General features: G+C 72.1%; 15 protein-coding genes. 12 read left to right on the top strand and 3 right to left on the bottom strand.

Features of this window, described 5'->3' with window-relative positions; translation table 11 throughout:
• Positions 1 to 32: 32 nt before the first annotated feature.
• The 3 genes from xseA (at position 33) to glpX (ending at position 2750) form a co-directional block, all read left to right on the top strand.
• Positions 33 to 1304 (top strand): exodeoxyribonuclease VII large subunit, encoded by a 1272-nt coding sequence (gene xseA, locus F4554_RS07290; protein ID WP_179786681.1) that lies wholly within the window; start codon positions 33 to 35, stop codon positions 1302 to 1304.
• A gap of 69 nt (positions 1305 to 1373) precedes the next feature.
• On the top strand, positions 1374 to 1625 hold the full coding sequence (locus tag F4554_RS07285; RefSeq protein WP_179786680.1) for an exodeoxyribonuclease VII small subunit: 252 nt from the start codon (positions 1374 to 1376) through the stop codon (positions 1623 to 1625).
• A 72-nt stretch (positions 1626 to 1697) separates the two neighbouring features.
• Complete coding sequence (gene glpX, locus F4554_RS07280) at positions 1698 to 2750, top strand: class II fructose-bisphosphatase (RefSeq protein ID WP_179786679.1); 1053 nt, start codon at positions 1698 to 1700, stop codon at positions 2748 to 2750.
• Between the two features lie 66 nt (positions 2751 to 2816).
• Here the strand turns inward: glpX and F4554_RS07275 are convergent, their stop codons facing one another.
• On the bottom strand, positions 2817 to 3431 hold the full coding sequence (locus F4554_RS07275) for a DUF1707 SHOCT-like domain-containing protein (RefSeq protein WP_179786678.1): 615 nt from the start codon (positions 3429 to 3431) through the stop codon (positions 2817 to 2819).
• 165 nt (positions 3432 to 3596) lie between these two features.
• On the opposite strand from F4554_RS07275, the gene F4554_RS07270 reads away from it, so the two are divergent.
• Both F4554_RS07270 and F4554_RS07265 read left to right on the top strand, forming a co-directional pair.
• Positions 3597 to 4355, top strand: coding sequence for a spermidine synthase (locus tag F4554_RS07270; protein WP_337795915.1), 759 nt, complete (start codon positions 3597 to 3599; stop codon positions 4353 to 4355).
• Positions 4356 to 4476: 121 nt separating this feature from the next.
• Positions 4477 to 5715, top strand: a complete 1239-nt coding sequence (locus F4554_RS07265) for a citrate synthase/methylcitrate synthase (RefSeq protein WP_179786677.1) — start codon at positions 4477 to 4479, stop codon at positions 5713 to 5715.
• A 4-nt stretch (positions 5716 to 5719) separates the two neighbouring features.
• On the opposite strand, the gene F4554_RS07260 is transcribed toward F4554_RS07265, so the two are convergent.
• The gene (locus F4554_RS07260) at positions 5720 to 7033 is read right to left on the bottom strand and encodes a citrate/2-methylcitrate synthase (RefSeq protein WP_202889181.1); all 1314 of its coding nucleotides are present in this window, start codon (positions 7031 to 7033) and stop codon (positions 5720 to 5722) included.
• 51 nt (positions 7034 to 7084) lie between these two features.
• Here F4554_RS07260 and F4554_RS07255 point away from each other — a divergent pair, with 51 nt between their 5' ends.
• From F4554_RS07255 to F4554_RS07230, 7 genes are all read left to right on the top strand, one after another.
• A complete protein-coding gene (locus tag F4554_RS07255) occupies positions 7085 to 8485 on the top strand; it encodes a class II fumarate hydratase (RefSeq protein WP_179786676.1) in 1401 nt (466 codons plus the stop codon).
• 16 nt (positions 8486 to 8501) lie between these two features.
• On the top strand, positions 8502 to 8741 hold the full coding sequence (locus tag F4554_RS31450) for a nucleoside triphosphate pyrophosphohydrolase family protein (protein ID WP_202889180.1): 240 nt from the start codon (positions 8502 to 8504) through the stop codon (positions 8739 to 8741).
• Complete coding sequence (locus tag F4554_RS31445; protein WP_337795914.1) at positions 8708 to 8995, top strand: pyrophosphohydrolase domain-containing protein; 288 nt, start codon at positions 8708 to 8710, stop codon at positions 8993 to 8995. The genes F4554_RS31450 and F4554_RS31445 overlap by 34 nt, the downstream gene beginning before the upstream one ends.
• Before the next feature lie 44 nt (positions 8996 to 9039).
• Positions 9040 to 9771: a DUF402 domain-containing protein gene (locus F4554_RS07245; RefSeq protein ID WP_337795913.1), complete on the top strand. Its 732-nt coding sequence runs from the start codon at positions 9040 to 9042 to the stop codon at positions 9769 to 9771.
• 11 nt (positions 9772 to 9782) lie between these two features.
• A complete protein-coding gene (locus tag F4554_RS07240) occupies positions 9783 to 10043 on the top strand; it encodes a hypothetical protein (protein ID WP_179786675.1) in 261 nt (86 codons plus the stop codon).
• 156 nt (positions 10044 to 10199) lie between these two features.
• Positions 10200 to 10688, top strand: a complete 489-nt coding sequence (locus F4554_RS07235; protein ID WP_179786674.1) for a COX15/CtaA family protein — start codon at positions 10200 to 10202, stop codon at positions 10686 to 10688.
• Complete coding sequence (locus F4554_RS07230) at positions 10685 to 12238, top strand: multicopper oxidase domain-containing protein (protein ID WP_179786673.1); 1554 nt, start codon at positions 10685 to 10687, stop codon at positions 12236 to 12238. Before F4554_RS07235 ends, F4554_RS07230 begins: the two co-directional genes overlap by 4 nt.
• 48 nt (positions 12239 to 12286) lie before the next feature.
• Here F4554_RS07230 and F4554_RS07225 read toward each other — a convergent pair whose 3' ends face one another.
• Positions 12287 to 13489 (bottom strand): ABC transporter ATP-binding protein, encoded by a 1203-nt coding sequence (locus F4554_RS07225; protein ID WP_179786672.1) that lies wholly within the window; start codon positions 13487 to 13489, stop codon positions 12287 to 12289.
• Positions 13490 to 13494: the final 5 nt, after the last annotated feature.

The raw sequence follows: 13494 nt of genomic DNA, 5'->3' as shown, positions 1-13494 counted from the left end.
CGAACGTCGGCGCCGGCCCGTAGGGTCTGGCCATGGCCCTGCAGACGTCGCCGGAAAGCCCCGCGCCCGTACGCCAGATCGCCAACCTGATCGGCCAGTGGATCGGCCGGCTCGGCGCAGTGTGGGTCGAGGGCCAGGTGGCGCAGCTGACCCGGCGTCCCGGCACCTCCACGGTCTTCCTGACGCTGCGCGACCCGGTGGCCGACATCTCCGTGCAGGTCACCTGCCCGCGCCGGGTGTTCGACATCGTGGACCCGCCGGTGGTCGAGGGCGCGCGGGTGCTCGTCCACGCTCGGCCCGCCTACTACGCGCCGAGGGGCACGCTGTCCCTGGCCGCGTCCGACATCCGTCCGGTCGGACTCGGTGACCTGCTCGCCCGGCTCGAACGCCGCAAGCGGCTGCTGGCCGCCGAGGGGCTGTTCGCCCGCGAGCGCAAACGCCCGCTGCCGTTCCTGCCCACCCGGATCGGGCTGGTCTGCGGTCGCAACTCCGCCGCCGAGCACGACGTACTCGAGAACACCCGGCGCCGGTGGGCGGCGGCGAGGTTCCGGGTGGAGAACGTCGCCGTCCAGGGGCCCCAGTCCGCGGGCCAGGTGATGGAGGCGCTGCGCCGCCTGGACGCCGACGCGACCGTGGACGTGATCGTGGTGGCCCGCGGTGGCGGTTCGGTGGAGGACCTGCTGCCGTTCTCCGACGAGGGCCTGATCCGTGCCGTGGCCGAGTGCCGTACGCCGGTGGTGAGCGCGATCGGGCACGAGCAGGACTCACCGCTGCTCGACCTGGTGGCCGACGTACGCGCCTCCACACCCACCGACGCGGCCCGCCGGATCGTGCCCGACGTGGGTGAGGAGACCGCCCGGGTGGACGCACTGCGCGGGCGCGCCCGCCAACTGTTCGGCGCGTGGCTGGACCGCGAGCTGACCGGCCTGCACACGCTGCGGGCCCGGTCGGCGCTCGGCGACCCCGAGCGTGACCTGGGACGCCGCGCCGAGCAGATCGTGGCGCTGCGGGACCGCGCCGACCGTTGTGTCGGGCAGCTGCTGGACCGCGCCGACGACAACCTGCACCACCAGCTCGCCAGGGTGCGTGCGTTGTCTCCCAAGGCGACGCTGGACCGGGGCTACGCCGTCGTGCAGAAGGCCGACGGGCACGCGGTCCGCGACCCGGCCGAGGTGAGCGGGGGCGAGCTTCTCGCCGCCCGGGTGGCCGGTGGGCAGTTCTCCGTCCGCGTGGAGGGCACCGACGACGCGTCGGACACCTCGGCCGAGCCGGGGTCGAAGAGCGCTACCGGTACCGGTCGATGAGGTCGATGAGGTCGCCGGCTTCGGACCATCGACACCTGCCCGGGGGTGGGCGTCGATAGGGTCTGGAGGGTGAGCGAGCCCGACACCCGCGAGCCCGAGACCGCACTGTCGTACGAACAGGCCCGAGACGAGCTGGTCGACGTCGTACGCCAGCTGGAAGCCGGCGGCACCACCCTCGAGGAGTCGCTGCGGCTGTGGGAGCGCGGCGAGGAGCTGGCGACCATCTGCCAGGGCTGGCTGGATGGCGCCCGGGCCCGGCTGGAGGCCGCCCGCGCGTCGAAGGAGCAGGACGAGATCGAGGATCTCGACGAGGACGAGTAGCGACACACGGGCGCCGACGCGCACGGGCGCAGAGGCACACAGCGAACGCCGGCGACGGAGAGCAGGAAGACCATGGCCAGCACGAGCGCCACCGCCAGCAGCGACGGCGTGCCCCCTCCGCTCCGAACCGACGCGGACGCGCCCGACCGCAACCTCGCCCTCGAACTCGTCCGGGTGACCGAGGCGGCCGCCATGGCAGGTGGCCGGTGGGTCGGCCGTGGCGACAAGAACGGCGCCGACCGGGCCGCGGTCAACGCCATGCGCACGCTCATCGCCTCCGTCGGCATGCACGGCGTGGTCGTCATCGGCGAGGGTGAGAAGGACAACGCGCCGATGCTCTTCAACGGCGAGGAGGTCGGCTCCGGCGAAGGGCCCGAGTGCGACGTCGCCGTCGACCCGATCGACGGCACGACCCTCACCGCCAAGGGCATGAGCAACGCCGTGTCCGTGCTCGCGGTGGCACCGCGCGGCGCGATGTACGACCCGTCCGCCGTCTTCTACATGGAGAAGCTGGCCACCGGCCCCGAGGCGGCCGACGCCATCGACATCACCGCGCCGATCACCGAGAACATCCACCGCGTCGCCCGCGCCAAGCACGAGTCGCCCGAGGACGTCACGGTGGTGATCCTCGACCGGCCCCGGCACGAGTCGCTGGTGCAGGAGGTCCGGGCCACGGGCGCGCGGATCAAGTTCATCACCGACGGCGACGTGGCCGGCGCGATCATGGCGGCCCGCCCCGACACCGGCGTCGACCTGCTCGCCGGCATCGGCGGCACACCCGAGGGCATCATCGCCGCCTGCGCCATGAAGTGCATCGGGGGGATGATCCAGGGCCGGCTGTGGCCGAAGGACGACGCCGAACGCCAGAAGGCGATCGACGCGGGCCACGACATCGGCAAGGTCCTCACCACCGACGACCTGGTCTCCGGCGACGACGTGTTCTTCGTCGCCACCGGCATCACCGACGGCGAGCTGCTGCAGGGCGTCCGCTACAGCGGCGACGGGGCGACGACGCACTCGCTGGTGATGCGGTCCCGCAGCGGCACGATCCGGTCCATCATGTCCGAGCACGCGCTCAGCAAGCTCCGGGCCTACTCCACGATCGACTTCGGCCGCGCCGGCTGACCACTCTCGGTCGGCCGCGCCGGCTGACCACTCTCGCTCAGCCTCGCGGCGGAGCGCTCACGCCGCTCAGCGGCGGAACCACCCGCGGCGCGGCGGCTTGGCCGTGAGCTCACCGAGAACGACGGTCCCGCGCACCCTGATCACCGGGGTGCCGGGCCCGTGCACCCCACGGGTCTTGTTCTTGCGTTCGGCGAGGATGCTCGTCCCCCGCTCGAACTCCACCGCGATGTCGTCGGGAACGATCAGCGTGAGCTGGCCCAGGCCCACCTGGACGTCCAGCACGACCTCGTGCGGGATGGCCGCCTCGGTGAAGTCCAGCGTCACGTCGCCGAGGTACGCACGGGCGGACAGCCGCGGCGGCACCAGCCAGCGGCCGTTCACCTTCTGCGAGCTGAGCAGGGCGTTGACCTCCGCGGGCCCAGGACGGGCGGGGGCGTTCGCGGCAGTGCCCCTCTGCGAGGGTGCCGGCCGCTCGGCGGCCTCGGGCAGGTCCGCGGTCAGCGGCACGAGCTCGGCGTAGGTCTTCGCCGCGAAGGTGCGTTCGAGCCGGGTCTCCAACTCGTCGAAGTCCAGCCGGCCCGCCCCGGCGGCGCGCCTGAGCACCTCGGCGGTCTGCTCACGGTCGGCGTCGGAGGCCCGGAGCTCACCGGAGCCGCCGGCCGCCCACGGGGTGTAGCTCATGGTCACTCCTTCGACCTCACCGTCACGGCCCTAGAAGGTTAGCCGCTCGGCGCGGCCGAAGCCTCCTCCCGACGGACGACCGCCCGAGGAGCATCCAGGCAATCCCATCGGATCCCGGCGTCACCTGCACCGGCGCCGTCGCGGCCCCAGCCTAGGCTGGGGCCCGTGCCGCCCGACCCTGTTCCCGGCCCTGTTCCCGGCCCCGTTCCCGGCGCTGTTCCAGCCTTCGACCCGACGCGGCCGGTGACTCTGGCCGCCGACGAGACGCCGCGCGGCTCGGTCGCCCTGCGCCGCCGGTCGCTGGAGCCCGCCGGCACCGGCGAGGTGTACGAGCTGATCACCAACGGCACTTTCGTCATGGACACGCTGGAGACCACCACCGAGCGCCTGCTCGCCCGGGCCGCACTGGCGTACGCGCCGCCCGACGCGGCCTGGTCGGTGGTCGTCGGAGGCCTGGGCCTGGGGTTCACCGTGCGGGAGCTTCTCGCCGACGCCCGGGTCGCCCGGGTCGACGTGATCGAGCTCGAGCCCGCCGTCGTCGGCTGGGTACGCGACGGGCTGGTCCCGCCCACCGCGGGCGTCCTCGGCGACGAGCGGGTGCACGCCCACGTCGCCGACGTACGCCGCTGGCTGCCGACCCTGCCCGCGGGCAGCACCGACGCGATCCTGCTCGACGTCGACAACGGCCCTGACTTCCTCGTGCACCGCGCCAACACCGAGGTGTACGAACGCCCGTTCCTCGGCGTCGTCAGGCGCGCCCTGCGACCGGGCGGGGTGGTCGCCGTGTGGTCGGCCACCCGGTCCTCGGCGTTGCGCCGCCGGTTGGAGCGGGAGTTCGGAACCTGTGAGGAGATCCACCGGGTGGTTCCGCGGGAAGGCCGACAGCTCGACTACTACCTCTACGCCGGCCGCGCCGAGGCGTGAGACACGTCACCTCCGCATGGTTGGCCCCGCGTAGCAACGCGATGGGTTGATCCAATCAACATTGACAAGGTATTTCGTTCGGCCGGACGCTCCTGTCATCCGCATCCACGGGAGGTCATCCATGCCGTCCACCGCCACCACCTCGCGCGCCCAGTCCGGCGACCCCGGCAGCCCGAGCGAGCCCGCCAAGCCCGACGCCCCAGCGACCCCCGGCGCCTCCGCGGGTGGCCCGATCGTCGTCCCACCCGGCCTGGCAGGGGTGAGCGTCACCGACACCTCGATCGGCCACGTCCGCGGGCGGGAGGGCTTCTACCACTACCGGCAGTACTCCGCGGTCGACCTCGCCGAGCGCCGTACGGTCGAGGACGTCTGGCACCTGCTGTTCTCCGGCGAGCTACCCGACAGCGAGCAGCGCGCGGAGTTCACCGCCCGCCTCGCCGCGTACCGCGAGGTGCCGGCAGGGGTCCGCGACGTACTGCCTGCCATCGCCGCCGCGGCGCCCGCTCCCCTGGACGGCCTGCGGACCGCGCTCTCCCTCGCCGGCGCCGCCCAGGGCATGCGGCCGATGTGGGACCTGGACGAGGTGGCCCGCCGCGAGGACGCGCTTCGCCTGTGTGCGCAGGTGCCCACGCTGCTGACCGCGCTGCACCGGCTGGCGCGGGGCGAGGAGCCGATCCCGCCCCGCCCGGATCTGCCGTACGCCGCGAACTACCTCTTCATGCTCACCGGCACCGAGCCCCGCCCCGAGCACTCCCGCGCCATCGAGCGCTACCTCGTCTCCACCATCGACCACGGCTTCAACGCCTCCACGTTCACCGCCCGGGTGATCGCCTCCACCGGCGCGGACGTCGCGGCCTGCCTGGTCGGCGCGGTAGGCGCGCTGTCCGGTCCGCTGCACGGCGGTGCGCCGAGCCGCGCGCTGGACGCGTTGGACGCGATCGGTACGCCGGACCGGATCGATGCCTGGGTACGCGACCGCATCGAGAACGGCGAGCGGATCATGGGGTTCGGCCACCCGGTCTACCGCACCGAGGACCCGCGGTCGCGGCTGCTCCGTCGTACGGCCCGAGAACTCGGCGGCGACCTGGTGGAGTTCGCGACGGCGGTGGAGAGCCGGGTGCTCGCGCTGCTCGCCGAACTCAAGCCGGACCGCGAGATCCACACCAACGTGGAGTTCTACGCCGGGGTGGTGATGGAGTTGTGCGGGCTTCCGCGGACGATGTTCACGCCGACGTTCGCCTCCAGCCGGGTGATCGGCTGGTCGGCGCACGTGCTCGAGCAGGCGCGTGACCGCAAGATCATCCGGCCGGACGCGAGGTACGTAGGTACGCCTCCCCCGCAGCCGGTGCCGGAGATCTGACCCGTCAGCTCCGAATGCCGGGCGGCGGGCCGGTGTAGAGGGCGCGGGGCCGGAACCGCAGCCGATGGGGGTACTCCTCCAGCGCGTGCGCGACCAGCCCCGCGATCCGCCCGAGCAGGAAGATCATCTCGCCGGACCCTTCTGTCAATCCGAACTTGACAGCGAGTGCGGCCAGCGCCAGGTCCACGTTGGGTGCCGGGCCGCCGTGCCGGCCGACGACCCGCACGAGTTCGGCGACGATGTCGTCAACCCCGCCTTGCGCGGCCCGCTCACTGCTCGCCTCGCTCACCGGCGTACCACCCGTTTCGTCAACCGGCGTACCGGCGACGCGTACCAGCTCCAGCAGGGCGTCCGCGCGCGGATCCCGCCCGGTGTAGACCTTGTGGCCGAAGCCCGGCAGGGGTTCCCCGCCACGCAGCCGGTCACCGACCACCCGGGGAACCGCCGCGGGGTCTGGTGTCGTGCGCAGCAACGACTCCAGGCCGGAGGCGCTCGCACCGTGCAGGATCCCGCCGCCGGCGCTCAGCCCGGTGAGCACCACGAGGTACGGGTCGGCCCACACCGACGCGGCGACCCGGGCGGCGAGGGTGGAGGCGGCGAGTTCGTGGTCGGCGAGCAGGACCAGCGCCGCGTTCAGCGCCCGGATCTCGCCCGGCCCGGGAGCCCGGTCGGCCAGCCGCGACCACAGCCGCTCGGCGACGGAGAACCCCGGGGCGGGCGAGCGTTCGGGCAGGGAGTCGACGATGCCGGCGATTAGCGCGCGGGCGGACGCCACCACCGCCGCCGGCCGGCGGTCGTCGCGTACGGGATCGGCGGCGGCCAGCGCGGCCACCACCACCCGCATCCGGTCCACCGGCCGGGTGGACGCGGGCAACGCCGCCTGGGCTCGTCGGCCGACCTCGACCGCCGCCGGTGACGCCTCCCACGGTCCGGCGTCCCCGCCCTCGACCTCACCTAACTCACTGACCTCACTGACCTCGCCGACCTCCCCCGACCACAACATCGTGGCGACCGACTCGAACGACTCCGTCCGGGCGAGCACCACCGCGTCGCGTCCCCGGTAGTACAGCGCGCCCTCGGGGTCGAGCAGCGTCAGCCCGGTGTCGATGACCACCTCCAGCGCGCCCGCCCGGCCGCCGCGGCGGTTCCTGCTGGCCAGGCGTTCGACTTCGATCCGGTCGAACCGCGACGACCGCCGGTCCGCACCGCGGTGACGGGTCAGCACACCCCGGCTCACGTACGCGTACACCGTCTCGGCCTTCACCCCGAGCAGGTCGGCGGCCTGGGCGGTGGTCATCCAGCGGGTGGACTCGCTCACATCGGCAACCTCATCACATCCGCGTCCGGGCGGCCGGAATAGAGTCGGGCCATGGCGCAGGAGCGAGAGCAGGACTACCGGATCGAACGCGACACCATGGGCGAGGTCAGGGTTCCCGCCGAGGCGAAGTGGCGAGCCCAGACCCAACGCGCGGTGGAGAACTTCCCGATCTCCGGCTCGGTGCTGGAGGGCCAGCACATCCGGGCACTCGCCCTGATCAAGGGCGCGGCGGCGAAGGTCAACGCCGAGCTCGGCGTCATCGACGCCGACCTCGCCAAGGCGATCCAGGAGGCCGCCGCCGCGGTGGCCGCCGGCACCCACGACGCGCACTTCCCGATCGACGTGTTCCAGACCGGCTCGGGCACCTCCAGCAACATGAACACCAACGAGGTGCTGGCCACGCTGGCCACCGAGGCGCTCGGCCGGTCCGTTCACCCCAACGACCACGTCAACGCCTCGCAGTCCAGCAACGACGTGTTCCCCTCCTCCATACACATCGCCGCGACGTACGCCGTCCTCAACGACCTGATCCCGGCGCTGTCACACCTGTCCGACGCGCTGGAGACGAAGGCGGCCGAGTTCGCCGAGGTGGTGAAGTCGGGGCGTACGCACCTGATGGACGCCACGCCGGTGACGCTCGGCCAGGAGTTCGGCGGGTACGCCGCCCAGATCCGCTACGGCATCGAGCGCGTCGAGTCCACGCTCCCCCGCGTCGGTGAGCTTCCCCTCGGCGGCACCGCGGTCGGCACCGGCATCAACACCCCGCCCGGGTTCGCCGAGAAGGTGATCGCCGAACTCGTCGAGACGACCGGGCTGCCGCTGCGCGAGGCCCGCAACCACTTCGAGGCGCAGGGCGCCCGCGACGCGCTGGTCGAGCTGTCCGGTCAGCTCCGTACGATCGCGGTCGGCCTCTACAAGGCGGCCAACGACATCCGCTGGATGGGCTCGGGCCCGCGCGCCGGACTGGGTGAGCTGGCGCTGCCCGACCTGCAGCCGGGGTCGAGCATCATGCCGGGCAAGGTCAACCCGGTCATCCCCGAGGCCGCCCGCCAGGTCGTGGCGCAGGTCGTCGGCAACGACGCCGCGGTGGCGTTCGCGGGTTCGCAGGGCGACTTCGAACTCAACGTCATGCTGCCGGTGATCGCCCGCAACCTCCTGGAGTCGATCCGCCTGCTCACCAACGTGAGCGTGCTGTTCGCCGACCGGCTGGTGGCCGGCATCACCGCGAACGCCGACCGCTGCCGCGAGTACGCCGAGTCCTCCCCGTCGGTGGTCACGCCTCTGAACCGCTACATCGGCTACGAGAACGCCGCGAAGGTCGCCAAGACCTCGCTCGCCGAGCGCAAGACCATCCGGCAGGTCGTGATCGAGCAGGGGTACGTCGAGCGCGGCGACCTCACCGAGGAGCAGCTCGACCGGGCCCTCGACGTCCTGTCGATGACGCATCCCTGACCTTCCAGGGCTGGTAATGCTCGAAGAGGCGCGCGAGCCGGCGGCCGGGCCGGCTGGAGTGGCTGGAGTGGCCGCTCTGGTGCGGGAGTTCCACGAGGCGTTCGGGCTCGGGGCGGCGGACACGCCTGTACCGCGTCCGGACTCCTGGCGACTGCGGATCGCACTGCTGCGTGAGGAGTTCGAGGAGTACGTCGACGCCGCCGAGCCGGTGACCTGGTCGCGGTGGCCGACGCGCTGGCCGACATGGCGTACGTGATCTACGGAACGGCGTGCGAGTACGGCATCCCGCTGGACGCCGTACTCGCCGAGGTCCACCGCTCCAACATGAGCAAGCTCGGCCCGGACGGCCGGCCGATCCTGCGGGCGGACGGCAAGGTGGTCAAGGGTCCGGGGTTCTCGGCGCCGGAAATCGCTCCGATCCTGCGCGGCGGTCAGGCGGATTCTTCCGCGGAAGAACTCAGCGGCGGATCCGTGCCGGTTGAGCCGGCTGATCGTGGTGGCCGAGGATGACCACAAGGCGGATCCGGTGATCATTCGCGACTAGGATCGCGATGGTGAGCGTTTCCTCCGACACCACTCCCGAACCCAGCGGCCTGCCCGCGCAGCGCCCCGGCACCGCCGGGATGCGCCCGTCCGGACCGCCGCCGTACTGGCAGCCGGGCACGCAGATCTGGTGGCACTACCGCCGGCGCACCTGGCTGCCGGGGAGCCCGGAGACCGTCCGGCCGATGACGGTCGTACGCGACCACGCCGACGGCCTGGTGGCCTGGCTGGCACCGGGCACACCGGTGCTGCGGCCGGTGCTCACCGACGGCCGCGAGCCGCGTGCGGTCCAGATCGACGACTGGTACCGCGTCCGGGAGAAGCGCTCACTCAAGCGGACCCGGTGGCGCGGTACGGGCATCCTCAAGGTCGCCCCGACCGGAGTCCCCTGGTCGGTCTGGTTGTTCTGGCTGCCCGACGGCACGTTCCGCAACTGGTACGTCAACCTCGAGGACGTTCACGTCCGCGACGACCTGCACGTGGTGACCCAGGACCACGTCCTCGACGTCGTGGTCCAGCCCGACCGCAGCGTGCGCTGGAAGGACGAGGACGAACTCGCCGCCGCCGTACGCTGGGGCCGCTACGACGCCGCCGACGCCGCGGAGTTCGAGAAGGACGCCCGCGCCGTCGAGGAGGTGGTGGCCCGGTGGGGTTCGCCGTTCTGCGACGGCTGGGAGGACTGGCGCCCCGACCCGAGCTGGCCCCTCCCCGCGCTGCCGCCCGACGCCCAGGCCGAGTTCTGACCCACCTTCCGATGCCGGACGACGCCGCGGACGCCGACGTACTCTGCCGGGCGTACCTGTCGCGAGTCCCGCTGAGCACGCCGGAGCGGGCGGCGTTCCCCGACCTGCTCCGGCTGCGCGCGCTGGAGTCGCTGGTGTGGCGGGCGGGCCGATGGCGGCAGGGGCAAGCCCGGCTTGACGAGGTACGCGACCGGCTGGCCGGCGCACGCCGGATCGACCGCTGGCTGGACAAGCACGGCCCTACGCTGGTCGGAGACCTGATCGCCCTCTGAGTACGCCGGACGCGGTACGCGCATGGCCTTCCGGGGAAGGACGCGGGCGACCGGTCCCCTCGGCGAGGCTGGACCGCGACGGGCCGCGGAGCAAGCCGCGGCCGCACCGAGCCGCGGGGCGGCCGCGGCCACCTCGAGCGAGAAGGGCTCAGGTTCATGGCGACACACGACGCATCGGCCGGCACCAGGAGTACGCGCACCGGTGGTCCGGGAGCCGGCAGGTCCGCGGGAGCGCCTGCGAAGGCCTGGCCCTTCACGGCGTTCCGCACCCTGGTCGCCCTGCAGTCGGTCGCGATCTTCGTCCAGGCGATCACCGCCGGGATGATCGTCGCGGGCCGGTCGGGCGCGAAGGACCTGCACGGCGGGACGGCCACCCTGGCGTTCGCGTTCTCCCTGCTCACCCTCGTCGCGGCCATCCTGGTCTGGAAGCCGGGTGGTGGTTCGGCCCGGATCATCGTGCCCAGCGCCGTGATGCTGGTCCTCATCGCCGTCCAGGCCGTCCTCGGCGGTGCGCACCAGAAACTGGTGCACGTTCCGCTCGGGGTCGCGTTGTTCGGCGGCATCATCGTGATGGTCATGCAGGCGTGGTCCCGGCCGGGCGGCGGCTCCCTCACCGCCTCCGCCTCCACCTCCACCTCCCGGTGAGCCTGTCCCGCCGGCAGGCGCTACGACTGTTCGGCGCGGGCGGTCTCGCCGCGCTGACGGCAGTGTCAACCTCGGGTTGCTCCCTGCTGGGAAGCAGCAGCCCGGAGCCCCGGCTGCTGCCCAGCACCGCCGACCTACCGCCGCCGTTCCGGGTACCGCTGCCGATCCCGCCCGTGGCCCGGCCGATCCGCACCGACGCCACCACCGACTACTACGACCTGTCGCCGCGGGTCGCCGAGCAGGAGATCCTGCCCGGCACCCGAACGCAGATCTGGGGGTACGCCGGGCGGTTCCCCGGGCCCACCGTCGACGCGCGCAGCGGCCGCCGGGTGGTCGTCCACCAGACCAACGAGCTGCCGGTGCCGGTGGTGACTCACCTGCACGGCGGGCGTACTCCACCGGCCAGCGACGGCTACCCGACCGACCTGCTGCTCCCCCGGCGCGGCGACTTCCCGACCGGCATGGCCGACCCGCGAGCGCGGGTGACCCGCGGCAGCAGGACGTACGAGTTCCCGCTCGACCAGCCCGCCGCGCCGCTGTGGTACCACGACCACCGGATGGACTTCACCGCTCCGCAGCTGTGGCGCGGGCTGGCCGGCATGTGGTTCGTACGCGACGACGAGGAGGACGCCCTGCCTCTGCCCCGGGGCGAACACGAGCTTCCGCTGATGATCTGCGACCGGTCCTTCGACCCGGACGGCACCCTGCGCTACCCCGCCCTCGACCCGCACCTGCGCGACCGGCCCGGCGTGCGGGATGCCTACCTGGGCGGCGTGCTCGGCGACGTCATCCTGGTCAACGGCGCACCCTGGCCGCACCTCGACGTCAGCGCCGCGCGTTACCGGCTGCGGATCCTGAACGCCTCCAACGCCCGGCGGTACGAACTCACGCTGCGGCCCGCGCCCGGCGGCGCACCGGCGTTCGTCCAGATCGGCAGCGACGGCGGCCTGCTGGCCCGTCCGGTGCCGCGCTCCACGCTCACTCTCGCTCCCGCCGAACGCGTCGACGTCGTGGTCGACTTCGGCAGGTTTCCGGTGGGTACGACGGTGGTGCTCGGCAACGCCGCCGGCGAGGACGGCGCCGCGCGGGTGATGGGGTTCCGGGTCGTACGCCGAGAACGCGACACCACCCACGTGCCGGCCCGGCTGGCGAAGGTCGAGCGGCTCGACCCGGCGAAGGCGGGCGTCACCCGCGAGTTCGCGTTCGAGTCCGGGGACGTGCACGGGCACGACGGCTGGACCGTCAACGGTGAGGCGTTCGACCCGGGGAAGTCCCTCGCCCGGCCCAGGCTCGGCGCCACCGAGGTGTGGCGGCTGACCAGCGACGTGGCCCATCCGGTGCACCTGCACCTGGTGCAGTTCCAGGTGCTCACCCTCGACGGCGAACCACCGAAGGCGGACCTCGGCCGCAAGGACACCCTCGACCTTCGCCCGGCACAGACGGCGGAGATCATCGCCCGCTTCGACGGCTACCGCGGGAGATACGTGATGCACTGCCACAACCTCGAACACGAGGACATGGCGATGATGGCCAACTTCGAGGTCGTCTGACCCCGAAGCCGGCCATCACCACAACGCCGCTTCGACCGGCGGGACAGCTCAGGCAGGTGTGGGTTCGCCGCTCGCGGCGTTGGAGTCGTTCCGTGTCAACCCGAGGTTGGCACCGTCCTTGGGGTCGAACAGGTGGATCTTCGACACGTCCACCCAGAACCTGCCCGGCTGGCCCTCGCGGATCCGGCTGGCGGGGTCGAGGGAGATGATGAGCTGCGGGCGCATCGCCTCCATGTCGAGTTCCTGTGCCAGCGTGTCGATCTCGGCGCGGATCTCCTGCTCGGACTGGTACGGCACGTAGGCGTACTGCTCGTTGCCGAGCCACTCGATCACGTCGACCGTCGCCTCGAACGTCTCACCGCGCTCGCGCTTGGCGGCGTCGACGTACTCCGCGTCCTCGAACGAACCCGGCCGGATGCCCGCCACCAGCAGCCGCCCTTCCAGGGCCCCCCGGTCGTAGAGGTCGGGCAGCGGCACGTTGCCGAACGGCAGCTCGATCCGGCCGTTCTTCACCGTCGCCGGGAGGAAGTTCATCGGCGGCGCACCGATGAAGCCCGCCACGAACAGGTTGATCGGCTGTTCGTACAGCTCACGCGGGGACGCACACTGCTGCAGAACGCCCTTGCGCAGAACGGCAACGCGGTCCCCGAGCGTCATCGCCTCGGTCTGGTCGTGGGTGACGTAGACCGTCGTGGTGTCCAGCTGACGCTGCAGCCGGGAGATCTCGGTCCGCATCTGCCCACGCAGCTTGGCGTCGAGGTTGGACAGCGGCTCGTCGAAGAGGAACGCCTCCGCGTCCCGGACGATCGCCCGCCCCATCGCCACCCGCTGACGCTGACCACCGGACAGCTGGCTCGGCTTGCGCTGCAGGTGCTCGCGCAGTTCGAGCAGGTCCGCGGCGTGCTCGACCTTCTCCTGCACCTCCTGGTCGGACCGCTTGGCCAACCGCAACGGGAACGCGATGTTCTCGTAGACGGTGAGGTGGGGGTAGAGCGCGTAGTTCTGGAAGACCATCGCGAGGTTGCGGTCACGCGGCGCCTTGTCGTTGACGCGTTCACCGCCGATCAACAGGTCACCGGAGGTGATGTCCTCCAGCCCCACGATCATCCGGAGCAAGGTGGACTTGCCGCACCCGGACGGCCCGACGAGGATCATGAACTCGCCGTCGGCGATCTCCAGGCTCACGTCGTTGACGGCCGGATAACCATCGCCGTACTCCTTGACGATGTTCTTCAACTCGATGACTGCCATTGCGC

The sequence above is a fragment of the Actinopolymorpha rutila genome (assembly GCF_013407855.1).
In the GTDB taxonomy this organism is placed as follows: domain Bacteria; phylum Actinomycetota; class Actinomycetes; order Propionibacteriales; family Actinopolymorphaceae; genus Actinopolymorpha; species Actinopolymorpha rutila.
The sequence above is the reverse complement of the archived record's forward strand: the minus strand, read 5'-3'. Positions and strand labels throughout refer to the sequence as shown.

What these genes read in the sequence shown, in the direction of transcription:
- xseA (WP_179786681.1), top strand. Translation starts at nt 33, where the DNA reads ATGGCCCTGCAGACGTCGCCGGAAAGCCCCGCGCCCGTACGCCAGATC.
- glpX (WP_179786679.1), top strand. Translation starts at nt 1,698, where the DNA reads ATGGCCAGCACGAGCGCCACCGCCAGCAGCGACGGCGTGCCCCCTCCG.
- F4554_RS07275 (WP_179786678.1), bottom strand. Translation starts at nt 3,431, where the DNA reads ATGAGCTACACCCCGTGGGCGGCCGGCGGCTCCGGTGAGCTCCGGGCC.
- F4554_RS07265 (WP_179786677.1), top strand. Translation starts at nt 4,477, where the DNA reads ATGCCGTCCACCGCCACCACCTCGCGCGCCCAGTCCGGCGACCCCGGC.
- F4554_RS07255 (WP_179786676.1), top strand. Translation starts at nt 7,085, where the DNA reads ATGGCGCAGGAGCGAGAGCAGGACTACCGGATCGAACGCGACACCATG.
- F4554_RS31450 (WP_202889180.1), top strand. Translation starts at nt 8,502, where the DNA reads ATGCTCGAAGAGGCGCGCGAGCCGGCGGCCGGGCCGGCTGGAGTGGCT.
- F4554_RS07240 (WP_179786675.1), top strand. Translation starts at nt 9,783, where the DNA reads ATGCCGGACGACGCCGCGGACGCCGACGTACTCTGCCGGGCGTACCTG.
- F4554_RS07235 (WP_179786674.1), top strand. Translation starts at nt 10,200, where the DNA reads ATGGCGACACACGACGCATCGGCCGGCACCAGGAGTACGCGCACCGGT.
- F4554_RS07225 (WP_179786672.1), bottom strand. Translation starts at nt 13,489, where the DNA reads ATGGCAGTCATCGAGTTGAAGAACATCGTCAAGGAGTACGGCGATGGT.